We start from the raw sequence: 18,740 nt of genomic DNA on the forward strand, positions 1-18,740 counted from the left end.
TTCTATATGTAATGTGACAAGGAAGTCAGCTCGACTTCATCACTTTCTGATAGAAATTGTTGCAGGAGCGGAAGGTGATCTCCACCAATGATGATTAGGATTTGCTCGCCGGGCTGTGCGATTTTTAGAATATTTGCGGCGATAGCAAGATCGCGGTGGTGCCACTGTTTCAGCCAGTTCACCCCGACACGTTGCTGACGGTCTCCCACTTGAGCTATCTTCATATACACTTTCCGGAGTGTTTGAAGGTATTTCGCATCATTAATTGCTTTAATTTTCCCTAGCAGACTGGCTTCTTTCTGGCGTTCTTCCAGTAACAACTGGTAGAGCTTCATGATGTCTTGAAACAGAGTAGGCTGATACTGTTTGGCCCACTCGAAGACACCATCTATAGTCGGGGAAGACATATCTATGACTTCATCCACAGCGTATAATTGTTGGTGATCAAGAGTCTTAGCCACAGGGAAGCCAAGTTGCTCCACCTCATCATAAGCCGGGGCGATCTCCCCGCTCCGGTAGGCTTTGAATCGTCGGTTCATCTCTTCTTCTACATAGTACGATTTCTCCACTGCCACTTTGGTGGGTTCGAATCGTTCTAATAATTGTTGAGCTTTCACTATTTCATCTTTCTCCTCATTTACATGAGAAGGCTCAACTGCCATATGGATCATTCCTACAAGTAATACTTCAGCTTTACTCATCTTTCTTCCCTCCATTCGTAAAGAAAGGTACCACTTCTTCTCCAAGTTCCTGCATGACATCCTCTACAGGTCGCTTATTTTTGGATAGCCCCAACATGATGTGGTTCACCCCAATGGATTGATACTCATCCAGTAGATCTCTTAAACCGTGACGTCCGGTCCGGTAACCGGCAGGGATCTTCTCAGGCTGGTAGTTTGGATCTTCTGTTAGTTCAATAGGAAGCGGCATGAAAAAGGGGCGGAAAACGTCCCCGTGGTAGTGCGCTACCTTTTCTCTGTATGCTTTTATCGTTTCTTTCTGCTGTTCAGGCCTCTGTGGATAAAACATCCAGCCGTCTCCGTGTTCTGCCACCCAATCTAATGTCTGTTGGCAATACCCTGTAAGAAATACTGGAATTTGCTCGGACGGCTTTGGTACAAGGTTGGACTTGTGGATCTTACCGAACCTCGATTCACTGTCAGGAAATTCGTTATAAAGAACTTCTTGAAATACATGATAAGCTTCACGGAACCACTCTCCGCGCTCCATGATTGGGATGTTTAAACCTTCAAAGTCTTTCCTTCGATCTCCTGAAGAGATTCCTAGCATTAGTCGGTCCGGAAATAGTTTGTCTATACTTGCAATCTCTTTCGCCATGCGGAGAGGATGACGTAACGGAGCAACTAGAGCAGCTGTCCCAAGAGCTATGGTTTTAGTATGCGAAGCCAAATAGGTTAAATAGATGAGACTGTCAAAAATCTGACCGGTTGCTGGGTCTTCGAAGGTAGGGTCTTCAAGTAAGACGTCCTGTAACCACAATGCCGAAAAACCGAGGTCTTCAGCTTGTTGAGCTCGTTCGACCTGATCTTCCATAGTTGGGGCATTCACCTCGTAGTTCTCCATCGGTACAGACAACCCTAAGGTCAATTGGTCTTTCTTCAAAGCAGATAGATAAGAATTCATCGTCTTGCCTCCTACATTTCGTCGTGTTTCTATTATAAAGACAGGCAATAGAAAGTGCGAATAAGGAGTCTCAAATGAAAAAGCCTCCTAGTTAGAGGAGGCATAATTGTGTGAACGATAGGGAACGGTATTCAAAGAGAATTGAGATTACATAAAGTAGATAGCGAAGTAAAGGACTCCAGTTAAAATGGCAGAACCACCAGCAACACTTGCAATTTCGGTTACATCATATTCAATACGTTTTTTCATAGATAAAAGCCCCTTCCTTTTTTTGCTTGTACTAATATAGACGGATGAGGCCTGTCTAAAGTTTCAGATTTATTACATAAATATTTCATTTTTATTTCAACAAAATTTGACACAGTTTAATAATGTCAACAAGAAGAGTGACAAAGATGGGTTTACCTTTTGTTGAATACGCTTACCTCATGCCATTAAAATAAAGATATTAAGAAAATCAAAAGTAATGAAGGAGGATTTGTTGATATGAGCGATCAACAAAAAACAGGAATGAGAGCTAGAGTCCAGAAATTCGGTAGCTTCCTGAGTAGTATGATCATGCCGAACATTGCCGCTTTTATAGCGTGGGGTATCATCACGGCATTGTTCATCCCAGACGGTTGGTTCCCGAATGAGACGTTAGCCGCTATGGTCGGTCCGATGATTACGTATTTACTGCCATTATTAATTGCTTTTACCGGTGGCCGATTGATTCATGGTTTGCGTGGAGGAGTAGTAGCCGCAACCGCTGCAATGGGTGTAATTGTAGGTTCACCTGACACTCCGATGTTCTTGGGTGCGATGGTAGCAGGTCCGATTGCTGGTTACTTGATGAAAAAGGTCGACCAATTCCTTGAAGGAAAGGTCCGCCAAGGTTTCGAAATGCTTGTCAATAACTTCTCTGCCGGAATCTTAGGTGCTGTACTGGCTGTTCTAGCACTATATACATTAAGTCCATTATTCTCAGGTATCACAGAAGTGCTAGGCATGGGAGTAGATGCTCTGATCTCAGCAGGGCTGCTTCCACTAGCGAACATCTTCATTGAGCCTGCTAAAGTAGTCTTCTTGAACAACGCCATCAACCACGGTATTCTGACACCACTTGGTACAGAGCAGTCCGTGAACACTGGTAAATCCATTTTGTTCTTACTTGAAGCAAACCCTGGACCAGGATTCGGTGTTCTATTAGCATTCATGTTCTTTGGAAAAGGAACATCCAGACAAACAGCCCCAGGTGCTGCAGTGATCCAGTTCCTTGGTGGTATTCACGAGATTTACTTCCCGTACATCCTATCTAAGCCAATTATTATCCTAGGTGCCATTGCTGGTGGTATTTCTGGTACAGCTACTTTTGCATTCCTAGGTGCAGGTCTTACAGCAGCTGCTTCCCCAGGTAGTATCATCGCAATTTTAGGAATGACGGCTAGAGGAAGTTACGGAGCTGTTATAGCAGGTGTTGCTGTTGCGACAATCGTATCGTTTGCAGTATCCTCTGTCATCCTGAAAGCAACAAGCAGTGAGGACGAAGAAGACCTTGAAGCTGCAACAGCTAAGATGGAAGGAATGAAAGGTAAGAAGAGTAGTGTGTCTGGTCAACTGTCCGGAAATAAGGAAGAGCCAGCACAAACAAATTCAGACCAAGTTCCTGCCCTAAATCGTTCTAATGTAGATAAAATCATCTTTGCGTGCGACGCCGGAATGGGATCAAGCGCTATGGGTGCTTCCCTATTGAAAAAGAAATTTAAAGAAGCTTCCATCGATATCGAAGTGACGAACATGGCAATCAACGACTTACCTCAAGATGTTGACGTTGTCATTACGCATAAAGACTTAACAGAGCGTGCTATGCAAAAAGTTCCAAGCGCCCATCATATTTCTGTAGACAACTTCTTGAAGAGTCCGAAATACGATGAATTGGTACAAGAGCTGAGCGATGATAATGCCGGAGCGTCTCAAGAAGATAGTATGAAAGAAGAAAATGTAGATAAAATCATTTTTGCTTGTGATGCCGGAATGGGATCAAGCGCCATGGGTGCTTCCCTATTGAAGAAGAAGTTCAAACAAGCTTCTATTGATATTGATGTGACGAACATGGCAATCAACGACCTTCCGCAAGATGTTGACATCGTCATCACTCACAAAGATCTGACGGAGCGTGCGAAACAGAAAGTCCCTAATGCTCGTCATATTTCAGTAGATAACTTCCTGAACAGTCCGAAGTATGATGAACTTGTAGAGCAATTGAAGAGCTAATAGTCTTTGTAACAGGAAAGGTTCCGAATGGGTCCTTTCCTGTCTTTACTCGATTAGGAGGGAGGAGGGCTCGAATTGTATGTATCGGCTAGAGAACGAAAAATGATCGAGTACCTCTTAGATGCTCGAGATGCTGTACCTGTCAAAACCTTAGCAGAAGAGCTAGGAGTAAGTTCGCGAACTATCCACAGAGATTTGAACGGGCTTGAATCTACGCTCCAAGACTTCCAGGTTGCTTTGAAAAAGCAATCGGGTAAAGGGATTGCGTTAATGGGGGATGACAAGAGTGTAGCCAGTCTTAAAGAGGGACTACGTCAACAAGGTACTTTCGACTATACCCCGGAAGAGAGAAAGGTACTGATCCTTTCGTGGTTATTAGAAGCAAAAGAACCAATGAAAATAGTAGCATTAGCTGCAGAACTTGGGGTAACGGTAGCGACTGCAAGTCATGACCTGGATCAAATTGAAAATGATTTGTTATCGTTTGATTTGCAACTGGTACGCAGACGAGGGTACGGGGTTGAAGTTACTGGGAAAGAAGTGAACATTCGAGAAGCTATCCAGCATATCATGATGCGGCATATGAATGATTACGACTTTCTACGTTTGATGCGGCAACATATCAGTCAATCTCCAGTACAGACTCAATGGGATGCGGTTTCTGAACATTTACTCGGCTTGGTAAGTAAGGAAAGAATCCACACGATTGAACATGTGGTGGAGACGTTCCGTTCAGAGTTGACATACCCGCTTGCAGATAGTGCCTATATTGGACTCGTGATTCACTTGGCCTTAGCAATGGAAAGAATCAAACAAGGGGAGAGGATCCAAATTGAAAGTGAATATTTGGATGATCTCCGTGAAACGAAAGAGTTTCAAGTAGCAAGTAGAATGATTGAAGAATTAGAGAAACAGCTTGAACTGTCTATTCCAGAAGCGGAAATCGGATATATCACGATGCACCTAATGGGGGCAAAGTCACGATATAACAAAGATTCGGTTATGGAAGAAAGTAGTTTGAGTATAGCGTTCCACGCCAAACAACTGATTGAATTCGTATCCAATTCCTTGCAGAAGGACTTGCATCATTCGGAGAAGCTGTTAAACGATCTTGTCATTCATCTGAAGCCAAGTTTGTATCGTATTCAACAGGGAATGGATATTCATAATCCCCTTACAAAACAGATAGAAGAAGACTATCCTGAGCTATCTGAAATTGTAGGGCAGGCTGTGAGACATGTTTTTCCTGACTTAACTTTTCCGAAAGAAGAAGCGGCATTTCTGGTGATGCACTTTGCAAGTGCGTTATTGAATTTGGAAGAGACAAAGCGCCTTCACGTGCTTGTTGTTTGTTCAAGTGGTATAGGGACAGCGAAGATTCTGGCTGCGAAATTGAAGCGTCAATTCAGTGAGATTGAAACGGTCGATCACCAATCTCTTTTCGACTTGAAGCATTTACAAGTGGAAGAATATGATCTGGTTGTTTCGACGATCCCAATCGATCAATTGGAGGATTATGTACTAGTCAATCCTATGTTATCAACAGGTGACATTCATCAAGTGGAGCATCGAATTCGTAAAGTACGAATAAGGGGAAGTCTGAAAAGGACAGCGTCCAAGGAGATGAAGGTCCAGGATCAGACACTCCAATCAATCCGGAATTCGGTATCAGCAGTTCAAAAGTATGTTCAGACGATCAGTCATCTTTTGAATGGTCTACATGTATTTCAAGCAAAAGCGGATTCTAAATCAGACATCATTCAAGAGACGTGTGAGTATCTAGCCAAAAGGCATGCTTTGGAACATCCGGAATCAGTAGGGCAAGCTTTGTTGGAACGAGAGGCAGCTGGTGGATTGGGAGTTCCTCAAACGGGAATCGCCCTTTTCCACACTAGAAGCGAGTACACGAAGAAACCTTCCTTCAGCATCGTACCTCTCAAAGAGCCGTTGGCATTACAGTCGATGGAAGGCAGCATGATGGAAGTGAATGCATTTGTTGTTTTGCTGGCTCCTCACGATCTAAGTCAAGAAGGCTTGGAAGTGGTAAGCTTTTTGAGCACTCTGTTCATTGAAGAACCAAAGAGTGTACAGGTTGTTCACCAGGGAACGAAAGAAGAGATAATAGAGTATGTATCGAATCAGTTACATCGTTTAATGAAAGAAAAAATATCATCATAAAGGAGAATGTATCATGTCTGACCAAATCCTAACGGAAAAAACGATTGAACAGAACCAACAATTTTCTACCAAAGAGGAAGCAATCCGCTATGTCGGTGGTCTACTTCAAGAGCAAGGGTATGTAAATGAAGAGTACGTAGATAAGATGCTGGAAAGAGAAGAAGTAACGTCTACGTTTATGGGCAACTATGTAGCGATCCCACACGGTACAGAGGACGCAAAGAAATCAGTTCTTGAAACAGGACTTGCAATTGTAACGGTTCCAGACGGTGTCGATTTTGGCGACGGCAACATCGTGAAGTTGATGATCGGTATTGCAGGTAAAGGGGATGAACATTTAGAAATCCTTTCTCAAATCGCTATCGTATGTTCTGAGGAAGAAAACATTGATGCGATTCTGAATGCTTCTTCCAAACAAGAAATCATGGATATGTTCAGTGAGGTAGAGTAAGATGAAGGCTGTCCATTTCGGAGCAGGAAACATAGGCAGAGGGTTTATTGGGGCTTTGTTGGCGGATGCCAAGTTCGACACCGTGTTCGTTGACGTTAATCAGGAATTGATTCAAGAGTTGAATGAAAAGAACTCTTATACTGTTGAACTTGCGGGCACCGGAGAAGCGGAAACTGTAACAGGAGTATCCGGCCTTCATAGTCAAGCAGACGAAGAGAAAGTAGTGCAAGCCATTGTGGAGGCAGATTTAATAACGACTGCTGTCGGGCCACATGTGCTTGCTATGATTGCGCCCCTACTTGCGAAAGGATTGCTTAAGAAACAAGGTACAGCTAACGTAATCGCTTGTGAAAACGTAATCGGAGGAAGTCACATTCTGAAGAAGCACGTTTGGGAGGCGTTAACGGAAGAAGAGCAGCACCAGGTAAATCAAAAAATCGGGTTCCCGAATGCGGCGGTGGACCGTATTGTGCCGGACCAGACGAATGATGATTTGTTAACAGTCAAAGTGGAACCCTATTATGAATGGGTAGTTGAGACAAAAGACATCCATGGAACTCGCCCAGATATTTCAGGAATCACATATGTAGACGACCTAGAGCCTTATATAGAGCGTAAACTATTCACTGTGAATACTGGTCACGCTGCGACAGCCTACCTTGGTTACCAATATGGATATAAGCAGGTTAAAGAAGCAATCTCAGACGATGCAATCAAAGAGAAAGTGAAAGGCGCGCTTTCTGAAACCGGGGCTGTTTTAATAGAGAAATACGGTTTTGAAAGAGATCAGCACCATCAGTATATTGAAAAGATCATCTCACGTTTTGAGAACCCGGATCTGTTAGATGAAGTGACGCGGGTAGGTCGGGCTCCGATGAGGAAGTTGAGCAAGGAAGATCGCCTGGTGAAGCCGGCATCAGAGTTCACTGCTTTGTTCAATGAGACCCCAAGTCATTTGGTCGAAGTGATTGCTGCGGCTCTTCAATATGACGTAACATCCGACCAAGAAGCTGTTCAGTTGCAAGAATTGGTGGAAAAAGAAGGACCTGTAGAAGCTTTCCGAGAAGTGGCAGAATTAGAAAAAGATCATCTTCTAGTAAAAGCCGTCCAAGAACAGCTTCAATAAAAAAATCCCCGCTCAGGGGATTTTTTTATTAGTTTCTTTTTAGAAGTCAGCTTGTCTTATTGTTGTAGTGTTTTCGGAACGTTTTGAGGGCGGTGACGACATCTTGGTCGTAATCCTCTAAGAAATCCAGACCATAGTGATAATTCCCGTGCACTTTTTTACACCATACACCATTAGCAGTAACTTCGATTTCCTTGCCGGCTAATGTTGTTTGTACGAAGAACTGAACTTTTTTCTCGAGTGAAATGTTCATATCTGTCGAGAGTTTCATTCCACCAGGGCTAAGGTCTATGATATGCGCATTTCCTAAAGAAGATTGTATGGTTCGTCCTCCCACTTTCACAATTCGATACTTGGCTTCAACAGGCTCATCGAATCGGTAGCGCAATGTTTCATGGCGACGGTACCGCATCATTTAGAATCCCCCCTAACGTCCGCGAAAATGTAAAATGCTATATCTTATAATAAATGTTACCATTAATATGAAATAGGTGAAATAAAAAATCCTTTATAGAGAGGACAATACGGATGCAGAAACTTTCAATGAAATGGGATTTAGATACGCTATTCAGTGGTGGTAGTGACTCACAATCGTTACATAAGTATGTGGAACAAACAGAGGAGGAGCTAGCCAACTTAGAATCGCTAGTAGAATTATACACACCTCCTAAGAATACAGAACAGACCGGGCCATTATTGGAAGTGGTCGCGCATATCCAAGAAGTGATGAAAAGGTTATCAGAGTTCGGGGCATTCGTAAGCTGTCTCAGTGCTCAGAACGTAGAGGACAAAAAGGCTGGACAGTGGCAGTCTAAGCGTACAGAGATGGGAGCACGCTTTGATAACGCGCTTACAGCTTTTGATCAGAAACTGGTACAAGTGGACGAATCTATCTTTAAAACTATGATTCAACAACCTGAGTTGAAAGAACTTTCTTTCGTGTTAAATGAAAAGAGAGAACATGCAAAGGATCTATTAGAGCTTCGTCAGGAATCGTTGATCAACGACCTGTCGGTTGATGGTTATCATGGATGGGGGCAGATGTACGATGCCCTAGTCGGTAAGATGACAATCGAATACGATGGGGAAGAACTCTCGGTTGGGCAGGCTGCGAACAAACTTAGCGCTAGTGACAGGGAGGTAAGAACAGAAGTTTTCCACAAGCTCCAAAGTGCGTGGGATCAGCAATCGGACCTTTTCAGTGAGACCTTGAATCATTTGTCAGGCTTCAGGCTGCAAATGTACAAGCGACGAGGTTGGAACCATGTTCTCAAGGAGCCATTAGACTATAACCGCATGACCGAGACAACGTTGAATTCCATGTGGGAAACCATTTCTGATTACAAGTCGAAGTACAAGAATTACTTAAATAAAAAAGCGGAAATGCTTGAACTTGAAAAACTCAGCTTTTACGATGTGGAAGCTCCAGTTGGAGAGAGTGAACAGACGATGAGTTACCAGGAAGGGGCGGAATTCATCGTGGAACAGTTCCGTAAATTCAGCCCGAAAATGGCTGAATTCGCAGAAATGGCTTTCGAGAAACAGTGGATAGAAGCAGAAGACCGTTCAGGGAAAAGACCAGGTGGTTTTTGTACTAGCTTTCCTGACAGTGAAGAGACGAGGATTTTCATGACATATTCCGGTACACCATCCAATGTGGCGACGCTTGCCCATGAGCTTGGGCATGCGTACCATCAACACGTGATGAATGACATGGAAGTGATGAACCAAGGCTATGCTATGAACGTGGCAGAGACTGCTTCCACTTTTGCGGAAATGATTGTTGCAGATGCAGCTGTTAAAGAAGCTAAGAACGATGAGGAGAAACTGACGTTGCTTGAAGATAAAGTGCAGCGTAGTGTCGCTTTCTTTATGAATATCCATGCTCGTTTTCTATTCGAAACGCGTTTCTATGAAGAGCGAAAGTCTGGTACAGTATCAGCAGAGCGCCTTAAACAGTTGATGAGGGACGCTCAGCGGGAAGCTTATATGGATAGTCTGGATGAGTATGATCCAACATTTTGGGCATCCAAGCTTCATTTCCACATTACAGACGTTCCGTTCTACAACTTCCCTTATACATTCGGCTATTTATTCAGTATGGGAATCTATGCACGCGCACTGGAAGCGGGCGAGAGTTTTGAGGATAAATATATTGCTCTACTCAGAGATACAGGGCGAATGAATGTAGAAGACTTAGCCAAGAAGCACCTCGAAGTCGATATAGAACAGAAGGAATTCTGGCAAAATGCACTTGAATTATGTGTTGCTGACCTAGAAGAGTTTATGGAAGTAGCCGAGAAGCTTTAACTTTCTTGAAAAAGGGTATCAAGAATAAAGAGACTTTGATAGAGGGGTGAAAGTATGGCGGATGAAACACGTATTCCAGAAGGTGAAAAAGAACAACGGGTCAAGGAAGAGCTAGATGGATGGAAAATGGCGGATGAAAAGTTCATTACGAAGCGATACCGTTTCCAGGAATTCTTAACAGGAATTCAGTTCGTGAACCGGGTTGCGGAGTATTCTGAAGACATTCAGCACCATCCATTTATCAGTATCGATTATAAGATGGTAACGCTCAAGTTGACTTCTTGGGAAGCTGGAGGACTTACCGAACTCGATCTAAGCTGCGCAAAAAAATACGACGAATTATACAAATCCATAACCGAATGACGAAAACCCGCTCTAAGAATTTAGAGCGGGTTTTCGTTTAGGAAGCTTGTTTTGATTTCATCTCGCGTGTCTTCTTCTCTTTTTGCAGATATTGATAACCGATGAAAGCGAGCAGTCCAATTTGGGGAACAGCCGTCTCCCATGTAGGATAAAAGCCGAAGAAGTCTATGACCGGTAATCCCTGGATCGGATGTACCGGCAGTACGTCGGTAATCTGCAAGGCGTGAATGCTGACACCTGTGAATTTGAACGCGATAAAGTAAATAAAGGCACTGGCAACAAGGAAGAACGGACGGATTGGGATTCGTACGCTCAGTTTGACTAATAGGAATCCGATGACAATCAATACAAGGAGAGCACTTCCCATGCCCCATAGTAGTTGGGAAAGTTCAATGGAGGGAGCCATTCCTAGATAAAAGATGATTGTCTCTGCTCCTTCACGGAAAATAGCAATGAATGTGACAAGGGCAAGCATCCAACGTGCTCCACGGTTCATCACTTTTTGCAGCTGCTTGTTTACGAATTGATTCCACGCCAGAATGTTCGACTGCTTGTGAAGCCAAGCCCCGACAGTCAACATCATGACTACTGCAACTAGCCCTGTGATTCCCTCAATCATTTCCCTGCTGGTACCTGATTGTACACCAGCAAAGAGTATAGTCAGTAGAACGGCCATTCCGCCACTTAATAGAAGGCCGGCGCTAAGCCCGCTCCAAACCCAAACACGTTGGGCTTCATTATTGGTACGTCTTAAGTATGCAAGAAGCGTTGCAATGACTAAGATCGCTTCTAACCCCTCGCGGAAAAGGATGAAGAACGCATCAATAGCGGAATAACTGCTTTGTTCAGCGAAAGGTTCGAGGTCGTAACGCATCTCCTGCACTGCTTTCGCAACGACTTGTGGATCAGGATTAGAAGAACTGGTCATCGTCAATATTTCTGTCATCTGTTGCTCCGTCTGATTGTAGACTTGTTGTGATTTCGTCAATACTTGTCCTTCCACCATCGGCCACAGTTGAATGAATGTCTCCATTTCTTCTGAAGCAGAGGTGAAGTCATCATTCTTGGCGGCTTCCTCAGCACGTTCCAGATTCTGAATTAATCCAGCTAACGAAACGTTGCTGTTCTCTTCATTATTTCCTTCCGTTTTCCCTTCTGCATAGCCTTTGAGGGTTTCTTGAAGAACTTTCACTGCTTTTACAGCTTGTTCAGGTTGTAGAGGATCTTTGTTCAGAGAAACGCGGACCATACTCATCTTTGTTTCAATCTCCCCGTAGGCTTGAAGGTTTGTTTCACGAATCGGTTTTTCTATAGCGGTCCAACTCGCTACAAAGGAATCGTTAAGAATACGAGCTTTGTCTATTTCTTTTGTTTTAATAGCTTGAATGATGGGGTCTAAGTCATCCGCCAATTGCTTTATACTTTCATGGTCAACGGCGTCAGGTGAACTAGATTCCCCGCTCACATAATCATCAGTAGCGCTAGCAAGTTGCACGATTTGCTCATATAGCGCGTCCTGTTTGATTTCTTCATCCTCTAAGAGCTCGAGGGAAGTTGTTAGCTCTTCTGTTATGTTAGGGTCTTTTGCTTCTTGTTGTTCCCAAAGTTTCTGATAGGTGAGAAGAGATTCTTGCAACGCCAAATAGTCTTCCGCACGCACTTCAACCAGAGCATCGCCGACGGTAGGGAGTAGGCGGTCTTTCCCGTCAGCTGCATGGACAGTAAAGGTGAAGGCGGACCATATGGTAAGGAAGGTTAGCAATATAAGTGTTTTTTTTCGTAGTTTCTGATTACTCATTCAGGTCATCCTTTCCTATTCTCTTAGAAAAGAGAATCTCCAATATAGCCACCTTTAGAGGCACCGCCAGGACATGCGAACACGGCAGATCCGATATGGCGGATGTATTCGTTCATGCGGTCCATGCCAGCCATCCTTTTTTGGATAGGTACGAACTGCTTGAATGGATCTTTTTGGTAGCTTATAAATAATAATCCGGCATCAAGCTGAGCTCTGGTAGGGTCCATTTCGCTTGAGTAAGAATACGAGCGGCGGAGGATTTTCTCTGAACCATCTCCCCGAGCTAGTTTAATATGAGAATCTACTGGTATATGGGGATTCCCACTTTCATCTTTCTTGTCGAAATTGATGTCATCGAATTCGTCTTGATGACCAAGGGGTGCACCGGATCTTTTTTCCCGTCCGAATGTCATTTCTTGTTCATTCAAATGCGTACGATCCCATACCTCAAGCAACATTCTTATCCGTCTCATCACCATATAGCTTCCGTTTTTAATCCACGGAGCTTCTGAACCGTTGGACCAAACGATGTCGTTGAATTCTTTATCCGTGCTCGGGTTTACCGTTCCATCTTTGAAACCGAACAGGTTACGGGGTGTCCCTTTCTTTTTGTCTGCTTGAGGAGTTCGTTGGAAGCCTGATTGCATCCATCGAAGGGTTACAATGCCACGGCCGATACGGATCAAATTACGGATCGCATGGAAAGCGACTTGCTTATCTTCAGCGCAGACCTGGACACATAAGTCACCGCCTGTCCACTGCTCCTCTATTTGATCCCCTGCAAAGGAAGGGAGACTCTTCAATTGCTTTGGTTTTTTGGAAGCTAAACCGAAGCGATCCGAGCCGTTCTTATCGAAGAAGGTGGGACCGAATCCATACGTAATCGTCAGTTTCGATGCGCTCAACCCATCCGCTTCTCCAGTATCTTCTGGGGGAACGTAAGAGTTGTCGGTGTATGGTCCAACTAGTTCCGCTTTCGACATATGGGCAGAGGCCATCGTCCATTCTTTGAACAAATCACGTACATCTGAAAGCTGGTTGGTCGTAAGGTCCAAGGAGATGAGATAAATATAGGTCTGAGGCTTTGTTATGATTCCAGATTGGTGAGTCCCATAGAAAGGAATTGCATCTTCTGCTGTTTGTTTATCCTCTTTGTCCAGGGTTTTACCGAGTGCTGAGATCGTACCGAACCCGCTAGCACCAACAAGCAGTCCTAATCCTCCAGCGCCGGTTCTATAAAGCATTTCTCTTCTAGTGATTTTGTTTGATTTGCTTTCGTCACTCATGTGGAACATCCTTTCAAGGGGAAACTTGAGAAAGCCACTAGATTACTAGTCTAGTGGCACGTGAGTCTTTATCCTTCTAAAACAACACCAATTTGTGATAGAGGCTCTGCTAAGGCATCGATGACTTTACTCAGCTTCTGTGTATCTTCCTCTGTCAAATCTGTATAAGAAACGTACCCATTCTCTGTTTTATAATCTTCTAGTGCAGTATATACGTCAGCGAAGCGTTGTTCGAGTGTATCGAGAAGTTCCGGATCCTTTTCTTCCAGAATCGGGCTCAGAAGGTCAACGATCTTCTTCGAGCCGTCGACATTTGCTGCAAAGTCGTAAAGGTCGGTGTGGGAATAACGTTCTTCTTCTCCTGTGATTTTGGAAGCGGAGACTTCGTTCAATAAATCGACAGCCCCTGTTACTAGTGTTTGAGGAGCGACATCCGCTAACTCAATTTTAGCGCGAAGTGATTTAACATCGTTCAGCAGCTGATCTGCATATTCAGCAGTTCCCTCTGTCGTGTTCTCTTCCCAATGGATCTTCTCGAGGCGGTGATATCCTGTCCATTCTTCTTCCGGAACATCTCCTTCTCGTGCGTCAATCTTCGGATCAAGGTCACCGAAGGACTCAGCAATAGGTTCTACACGTTCGAATGGCATACGCGCTGTCGGATATAGTTCCTTCGCTTTCTCTAGGTTTCCGGCTTTCACTGCTTCTACGAAAGCAGTGGTTCCTTCAACGAATAGATCCGTTTGCTCAAGGCCGTATTGGCGATAGCTGTCAACCGCTTTCTCCAGCTCTTCAGAGTAAGTTGCCGTCTTACTTTCTTCTGTCTTTTTAGCCTCTTCGGCTTGAGATTGTTCAGTCGTGTTACACCCAGCTAGCAGCAAACCTGGGATAAGTAGGCTGATGGATGCGACTTTTGTAAATTTGTTCATATGTAAAGGCTCCTCCTTCAGTTCATTGAAAATGATTATCAATATCTGTTTCTATTATACTGAAAATGATTCTCAAGTAAAGACTTTTTGAAAATTGTTATTTTAAATAGGAAGAAAGACGTCCATAATACGAAAAAAGACGCTGATTTCGAATCAGCGTCTTTTCCAACGATTTATTAGTAGTTAACCGTTGTCGTCTTTTTAAATTTTCTCTGTGTAAGTAATAGGGGTACGTGTCTCCTATAGTGTACTTACTGTAACACACCATAAAAAGGAAATCTAATACATTACATGAAATAATAAACTTTTAATTTTCTTGTAACTTGTGGACATGTTCCTCCGTGAAAAACGGAGAATCAACAGGAGGCATGGCAAAGGTTGAGACGGATTCCTCTGTAAATGGGTGGATAAAGGTGAGTTGAGCAGCGTGTAGAGCCTGCTGACCGTTGTAATTTCCTTTTCCTCCATACAATTCGTCCCCGATCAATGGGTGACCGACGTGGCTCATATGCACTCTGATCTGGTGAGTACGACCGGTTTGGAGCTGGAGACGCACTAGAGAAGCCTGAAGGGAAGGAAGGTACTCAATCCGTTCATAATGGGTTTCGGCAGTTTGTCCATTCGGAGACACACGCCTTCTTGTTGGGTGATGACGGTCCTTGCCAATCGGTTCATTGATGATACCTTTCTTAGGTTTTACTTTCCCTTGTGCCAAAGCAAGGTATGTCCGTTTAATATTTCGTTCCTTTAATTCTTCCCCAAGCATAGCAATCGCCAAGTCATGTTTGGCAAAAAGAACCGCACCGGAAGTGTCCTTGTCGAGACGATGGACGTATTTCGGAGTCGCTTCAATCCCGTTGATTTGAAAGTAGGAGGCGACAGCGTTGACCAGCGTATCGGTTTGTCCCTCACTGTTTGGGTGCGTAAACATGCCTTCCGGTTTGTTTACGACAAGCAGGTGATCATCTTCATAAAGTACATCCACATCCATATACGTTGGTGTCACCTCTAAAGGTTGCGGTGCAAATAACCGTATCCGTAGAGCGTCGCCGGTCTGAACGGTCGTGTCTTTCCAGTGAACGATCTCGTTATTCACTGTCACTTCTTTATTAGTACGGAAGCGGTGGATCAGTTTCCTCGGGACATTCCATCGCTTCTTCATGATTTTCTCGACGGTAACGCCTTTCCATTTTTCCGGGACGGTTACTTCGAGCCATTCGCCGATTCGTTTTGTTTTCATATTTCAGCACCTGTCTTTTCATTTAATTCGACCATTGTTTCATAATATCTGTAGTTTAGGCTAACAGAAAGATTTACGCAATCCTAATAACCCTTAGGTTTCGACGTTCATATGATCTGTGTTATACTTGATAAGTTGAAAACTAAGTGAGACGAAAGAGGTGTGTGCTTTTATGCAACACAGAAATGATATTCGTAATATAGCGATCATCGCGCACGTTGACCACGGAAAAACAACCCTCGTTGACCAAATGCTTCACCATTCTGGTACATTCCGTGACAACGAACACGTAGATGACCGTGCGATGGACTCCAATGATTTGGAAAAAGAGCGTGGTATTACGATCCTAGCCAAAAATACTGCGATTAACTATAACGACACTCGAATCAACATTTTGGATACCCCTGGCCACGCGGACTTCGGTGGCGAAGTAGAACGTATCTTGAAAATGGTAGATGGCGTACTGCTTGTCGTTGATGCATATGAAGGGTGTATGCCACAAACACGCTTCGTATTGAAGAAAGCACTAGAACAAAAACTTACACCAGTTGTTGTTCTGAACAAAATTGACCGTCCGAATGCCCGTCCGGAAGAAGTTGTCGATGAGGTACTAGACCTATTCATCGAACTTGGTGCTGACGACGATCAACTGGACTTCCCAGTTGTCTATGCTTCTGCTTTGAACGGAACATCTGGTGATGAGCCAGAAGACCAGCAGGAGACAATGGACCCGATCTTCAACTTGATCATGAAAAACATCCCAGCACCTGCTGACACGACAGAGGATCCACTTCAATTCCAAGTAACGCTTCTAGATTACAACGACTATCTTGGTCGTATCGGAATTGGACGTGTCTTCCGCGGATCGATTAAAGTGGGACAACAAGTATCCCTTATGAAGAAAGACGGATCAGTTAAAAACTTCCGTGTTTCTAAGCTGTTCGGCTTTATCGGTCTGAAACGCATTGAGATCCAAGAAGCAAAAGCCGGGGATATCATTGCGCTTGCCGGATTAGAAGATATCAACGTAGGAGAGACTGTTTGTCCTCCAGATAACCAAGAAGCAATGGAAATTCCACGAATCGATGAGCCGACGCTTCAAATGACATTCCTCGTGAACAACAGTCCATTTGCTGGTCGCGAAGGTAAATATGTCACAGCGCGTCAAATCGAAGAACGTCTTTTGACACAACTTGAAACAGACGTGAGTCTACGCGTTGAGCCAACGGATTCTCCTGATGCATTTACTGTATCTGGACGTGGTGAATTGCACCTATCCATCTTAGTCGAGAACATGCGTCGTGAAGGCTTTGAACTACAATTGTCCAAGCCGCAGGTTATTTTGAAGGAAGTAGACGGTCAAACGTGTGAACCAGTGGAACGCGTTCAAATCGATACTCCTGAAGAATACCAAGGTGCCGTAATGGAATCCATCGGTTATCGTAAAGGTGAAATGCAGGATATGGTCAACGACGGAAACGGTCAAGTACGTCTTGAGTTCATCGTTCCATCCCGTGGTTTGATCGGTTATGCGACAGAATTCATGACACAGACACGTGGTTACGGAATTCTTAACCACACGTTCGACGGCTATGCACCCCTTACTAAAGGACAAGTCGGCGGACGTCGTGAAGGTGTATTGATTTCTATGGATAAAGGGAAAGCTTCCACTTACGGAATCATGAACCTTGAAGACCGTGGTGTCATCTTCGTCGAACCTGGTACAGAAGTGTATGAAGGTATGATCGTCGGAGAGCACAACCGTGAGAACGACCTAACAGTCAACATCACGAAAGAGAAGCACTTGACTAACATCCGTTCTGCAAACAAAGACACTACGAACACTATCAAGAAAACACGCCAGATGACGCTTGAAGAAGCAATCGAATACTTGGATGACGATGAGTACTGCGAAGTGACACCAGAAAGTGTACGTCTTCGTAAGAAATATCTGAACGAGAGCGAACGTAAGCGTGCGGCGAAGCAGAAGAAAATGCAGAACGTCGATCAATAATAGCAGGAAGTGAGCAGGGGAGACCTTGCTCACTTTTTTTGTATCTTGATCATTCCTTATCCAATAACGGTTTCTCATTTACTAAACCAATTAAAAGAAAAGCTCTGAACTAACTAGTTCAGAGCTTTATCCAGACTCTCCCACGGAAAGCGAGTTGTTTTCCAGACCACGGAAAACTAGATTATAATAAAACCAAACTCCACCCATTTTCAACAATATGAAAGCCCTGAACTAAGTAGTTCAGGGCTTTATCGTTATTTTACTTCTATTTTCACTTCTTTATGTCCGTGAATTTCCTTATCCGGTTTTTCATAGTGCACGTTGACGGTGTATGTGCCGGCGGAAGGGAAGCTGAAGGTACTCGTATATTCCCCGGGATTCGTTTCTTCTGTTTCGATGTATTTGTGTGCTTCCAGCTGGTCAGAACTGATCTCAAAGCGAACTTTCGCTTCTTCGAAGGGTTGTTCCATTCGGTTGATATGGGTGACTAGCTCATTATCCTCTCCTGCTGTGAAGGTTTGCTCTGTCATCAAGTGAACCATAAATTCACTGTCACCGTGTCCTTCTTTGTGATCGTGGCCGCTTTCAGCAGTTGTTTTGTCTTCTTTCATTTCTCCCACTTGTACGGTCACCTTCGGCATCGTATGCAAGTCGCCGACTTGAGTGTGAGCATACATCTGATAGGTGCCCTTCTTCTCAAATGTATATTGGATCTCGTAGACGCCGTCTCCGACGTGTTCGCTTTCTATTGTGTTGGATGAATCTTGCCCGTCTTTCTCATTCCAAATCTCAAAGTCTACATACTCAGCGTCATCTACAGGTGCACCGTCTTGCGTTACTTTCGCTTGAATAGTAGTCTCTTCACTGACAGGAAGTGGCTCCTCATCCGTGATGACTTCTACTTCTGGAACTGCAGCCACTTCGGCTTCTTCTTTCTCGTCTTCAGTTCCTTGTGCGGTGTTCTCTTCTTGTGGGGTATCGGTACCGCAGGCACTCAACACGAGAGTGGCTAGTAAGAAACTGTATAAAAGCATTTTCATATCTTTACACTCCTTTATCTACAATTAGGATATCATGCTCATTCTACCCTTGAATAAATGAAATAAGACAATCTATTGACAAAACCTCATCTAGAAAAAAACCAAGGA

General features: G+C 43.9%; 15 protein-coding genes. 7 read left to right on the top strand and 8 right to left on the bottom strand.

What is annotated here, in order from left to right:
* Nucleotides 1-2 precede the first annotated feature (2 nt).
* Both E4663_RS02765 and E4663_RS02770 read right to left on the bottom strand, forming a co-directional pair.
* The gene (locus E4663_RS02765; protein ID WP_135326613.1) at nucleotides 3-701 is read right to left on the bottom strand and encodes a DUF5694 domain-containing protein; all 699 of its coding nucleotides are present in this window, start codon (nucleotides 699-701) and stop codon (nucleotides 3-5) included.
* A complete protein-coding gene (locus E4663_RS02770) occupies nucleotides 694-1,644 on the bottom strand; it encodes an LLM class oxidoreductase (RefSeq protein WP_135326614.1) in 951 nt (316 codons plus the stop codon). Before E4663_RS02770 ends, E4663_RS02765 begins: the two co-directional genes overlap by 8 nt.
* Nucleotides 1,645-2,130: 486 nt before the next feature.
* Between E4663_RS02770 and E4663_RS02775 the strand changes: the two genes are divergently transcribed.
* The 4 genes from E4663_RS02775 to E4663_RS02790 all read left to right on the top strand — a co-directional run bounded on the left by E4663_RS02775 (nucleotide 2,131) and on the right by E4663_RS02790 (nucleotide 7,652).
* Nucleotides 2,131-3,897, top strand: coding sequence for a PTS mannitol transporter subunit IIBC (locus E4663_RS02775; RefSeq protein ID WP_079479307.1), 1,767 nt, complete (start codon nucleotides 2,131-2,133; stop codon nucleotides 3,895-3,897).
* Between the two features lie 75 nt (nucleotides 3,898-3,972).
* Complete coding sequence (locus E4663_RS02780) at nucleotides 3,973-6,075, top strand: BglG family transcription antiterminator (protein ID WP_135326615.1); 2,103 nt, start codon at nucleotides 3,973-3,975, stop codon at nucleotides 6,073-6,075.
* Between the two features lie 13 nt (nucleotides 6,076-6,088).
* Nucleotides 6,089-6,526, top strand: coding sequence for a PTS mannitol transporter subunit IIA (locus E4663_RS02785; protein ID WP_079479309.1), 438 nt, complete (start codon nucleotides 6,089-6,091; stop codon nucleotides 6,524-6,526).
* A 1-nt stretch (nucleotide 6,527) separates the two neighbouring features.
* Nucleotides 6,528-7,652 (top strand): mannitol-1-phosphate 5-dehydrogenase, encoded by a 1,125-nt coding sequence (locus E4663_RS02790; protein ID WP_135326616.1) that lies wholly within the window; start codon nucleotides 6,528-6,530, stop codon nucleotides 7,650-7,652.
* A 46-nt stretch (nucleotides 7,653-7,698) separates the two neighbouring features.
* On the opposite strand, the gene E4663_RS02795 is transcribed toward E4663_RS02790, so the two are convergent.
* Complete coding sequence (locus E4663_RS02795; RefSeq protein WP_135326617.1) at nucleotides 7,699-8,067, bottom strand: PilZ domain-containing protein; 369 nt, start codon at nucleotides 8,065-8,067, stop codon at nucleotides 7,699-7,701.
* A 128-nt stretch (nucleotides 8,068-8,195) separates the two neighbouring features.
* On the opposite strand from E4663_RS02795, the gene E4663_RS02800 reads away from it, so the two are divergent.
* Together E4663_RS02800 and E4663_RS02805 are read left to right on the top strand one after the other, a co-directional pair.
* On the top strand, nucleotides 8,196-9,962 hold the full coding sequence (locus E4663_RS02800; protein ID WP_241657096.1) for a M3 family oligoendopeptidase: 1,767 nt from the start codon (nucleotides 8,196-8,198) through the stop codon (nucleotides 9,960-9,962).
* Nucleotides 9,963-10,016: 54 nt separating this feature from the next.
* Nucleotides 10,017-10,325 (top strand): 4a-hydroxytetrahydrobiopterin dehydratase, encoded by a 309-nt coding sequence (locus tag E4663_RS02805; RefSeq protein WP_079479313.1) that lies wholly within the window; start codon nucleotides 10,017-10,019, stop codon nucleotides 10,323-10,325.
* 37 nt (nucleotides 10,326-10,362) lie between these two features.
* Here E4663_RS02805 and E4663_RS02810 read toward each other — a convergent pair whose 3' ends face one another.
* The 4 genes from E4663_RS02810 to E4663_RS02825 form a co-directional block, all read right to left on the bottom strand.
* Entirely contained in the window at nucleotides 10,363-12,123 is a 1,761-nt protein-coding gene (locus tag E4663_RS02810; protein WP_135326619.1) for an FTR1 family iron permease, read from the bottom strand.
* A 23-nt stretch (nucleotides 12,124-12,146) separates the two neighbouring features.
* The gene (efeB, locus tag E4663_RS02815; protein ID WP_135326620.1) at nucleotides 12,147-13,409 is read right to left on the bottom strand and encodes an iron uptake transporter deferrochelatase/peroxidase subunit; all 1,263 of its coding nucleotides are present in this window, start codon (nucleotides 13,407-13,409) and stop codon (nucleotides 12,147-12,149) included.
* 68 nt (nucleotides 13,410-13,477) lie between these two features.
* A complete protein-coding gene (efeO, locus tag E4663_RS02820; RefSeq protein ID WP_135326621.1) occupies nucleotides 13,478-14,338 on the bottom strand; it encodes an iron uptake system protein EfeO in 861 nt (286 codons plus the stop codon).
* Between the two features lie 307 nt (nucleotides 14,339-14,645).
* A complete protein-coding gene (locus E4663_RS02825) occupies nucleotides 14,646-15,578 on the bottom strand; it encodes an RluA family pseudouridine synthase (protein ID WP_079479317.1) in 933 nt (310 codons plus the stop codon).
* A gap of 172 nt (nucleotides 15,579-15,750) precedes the next feature.
* On the opposite strand from E4663_RS02825, the gene typA reads away from it, so the two are divergent.
* Complete coding sequence (gene typA, locus E4663_RS02830; protein WP_079479318.1) at nucleotides 15,751-17,592, top strand: translational GTPase TypA; 1,842 nt, start codon at nucleotides 15,751-15,753, stop codon at nucleotides 17,590-17,592.
* Nucleotides 17,593-17,846: 254 nt separating this feature from the next.
* On the opposite strand, the gene E4663_RS02835 is transcribed toward typA, so the two are convergent.
* On the bottom strand, nucleotides 17,847-18,632 hold the full coding sequence (locus E4663_RS02835; protein ID WP_135326622.1) for a FixH family protein: 786 nt from the start codon (nucleotides 18,630-18,632) through the stop codon (nucleotides 17,847-17,849).
* Between the last annotated feature and the right edge of the window lie 108 nt (nucleotides 18,633-18,740).

Origin of the sequence: Halobacillus salinus, from assembly GCF_004684905.1 — a bacterium.
GTDB classification, from domain to species: Bacteria; Bacillota; Bacilli; order Bacillales; family Halobacillaceae; genus Halobacillus; species Halobacillus salinus.

What these genes read in the sequence shown, in the direction of transcription:
- E4663_RS02765 (WP_135326613.1), bottom strand. Translation starts at nt 701, where the DNA reads ATGAGTAAAGCTGAAGTATTACTTGTAGGAATGATCCATATGGCAGTT.
- E4663_RS02770 (WP_135326614.1), bottom strand. Translation starts at nt 1,644, where the DNA reads ATGAATTCTTATCTATCTGCTTTGAAGAAAGACCAATTGACCTTAGGG.
- E4663_RS02775 (WP_079479307.1), top strand. Translation starts at nt 2,131, where the DNA reads ATGAGCGATCAACAAAAAACAGGAATGAGAGCTAGAGTCCAGAAATTC.
- E4663_RS02785 (WP_079479309.1), top strand. Translation starts at nt 6,089, where the DNA reads ATGTCTGACCAAATCCTAACGGAAAAAACGATTGAACAGAACCAACAA.
- E4663_RS02790 (WP_135326616.1), top strand. Translation starts at nt 6,528, where the DNA reads ATGAAGGCTGTCCATTTCGGAGCAGGAAACATAGGCAGAGGGTTTATT.
- E4663_RS02795 (WP_135326617.1), bottom strand. Translation starts at nt 8,067, where the DNA reads ATGATGCGGTACCGTCGCCATGAAACATTGCGCTACCGATTCGATGAG.
- E4663_RS02800 (WP_241657096.1), top strand. Translation starts at nt 8,196, where the DNA reads ATGAAATGGGATTTAGATACGCTATTCAGTGGTGGTAGTGACTCACAA.
- E4663_RS02805 (WP_079479313.1), top strand. Translation starts at nt 10,017, where the DNA reads ATGGCGGATGAAACACGTATTCCAGAAGGTGAAAAAGAACAACGGGTC.
- E4663_RS02810 (WP_135326619.1), bottom strand. Translation starts at nt 12,123, where the DNA reads ATGAGTAATCAGAAACTACGAAAAAAAACACTTATATTGCTAACCTTC.
- efeB (WP_135326620.1), bottom strand. Translation starts at nt 13,409, where the DNA reads ATGAGTGACGAAAGCAAATCAAACAAAATCACTAGAAGAGAAATGCTT.
- efeO (WP_135326621.1), bottom strand. Translation starts at nt 14,338, where the DNA reads ATGAACAAATTTACAAAAGTCGCATCCATCAGCCTACTTATCCCAGGT.
- E4663_RS02825 (WP_079479317.1), bottom strand. Translation starts at nt 15,578, where the DNA reads ATGAAAACAAAACGAATCGGCGAATGGCTCGAAGTAACCGTCCCGGAA.
- typA (WP_079479318.1), top strand. Translation starts at nt 15,751, where the DNA reads ATGCAACACAGAAATGATATTCGTAATATAGCGATCATCGCGCACGTT.
- E4663_RS02835 (WP_135326622.1), bottom strand. Translation starts at nt 18,632, where the DNA reads ATGAAAATGCTTTTATACAGTTTCTTACTAGCCACTCTCGTGTTGAGT.